The organism is Pantoea sp. ANP04, from assembly GCF_041982285.1.
Classification (GTDB): Bacteria; Pseudomonadota; Gammaproteobacteria; order Enterobacterales; family Enterobacteriaceae; genus Pantoea; species Pantoea eucalypti.
Map to the genome: position 1 here is coordinate 1 of NZ_JAUTYS010000104.1, position 582 is coordinate 582.

General features: G+C 58.6%; 1 pseudogene. It reads left to right on the top strand.

Annotated elements, in window-relative coordinates:
- Window positions 1-576: pseudogene (locus Q7C21_RS22560) on the top strand (glyceraldehyde-3-phosphate dehydrogenase); the annotation flags it as partial.
- Window positions 577-582 lie beyond the last annotated feature (6 nt).

The following is a 582-nucleotide window of genomic DNA, read 5'->3' on the forward strand; positions in this document are numbered from 1 at the left end:
TCCTGCACCACCAACGCCATCGTGCCGGTTCTCAAGGCGGTGAATGACAAGTTCGGCATCATCAACGGTCACGTTGAAACCGTTCACTCGTACACCAACGACCAGAACTTGATCGTCAACTTCCACAAGGGCGATCGCCGTGGCCGTAGCGCCGCGCTGAACATGGTGATCACCGAGACGGGTGCTGCTACCGCTGCTGCCAAGGCCCTGCCTGAGCTGGCCGGCAAGCTGACCGGTAACGCGATCCGCGTTCCAACGCCAAACGTGTCGATGGCCATTCTCACCCTGAACCTTGAGAAAGCCGCCACCCGTGAAGAGATGAACGAGTACCTGCGCTACATGGCGCTGCACTCCGATCTGCATAAGCAAATCGACTTCGTCAATTCGCAGGAAGTGGTGTCCACCGACTTCGTGGGTTCGCGTCACGCCGGTGTTGTCGACGCTGAAGCGACCATCGTTCAGGACAACCGCGTTGTTCTGTACGTCTGGTACGACAACGAGTTCGGTTACAGCTGCCAGGTTGTGCGCGTGATGGAAGACATGGCGGGGGTCAACCCGCCAGCATTCCCACGCTAAGCGACT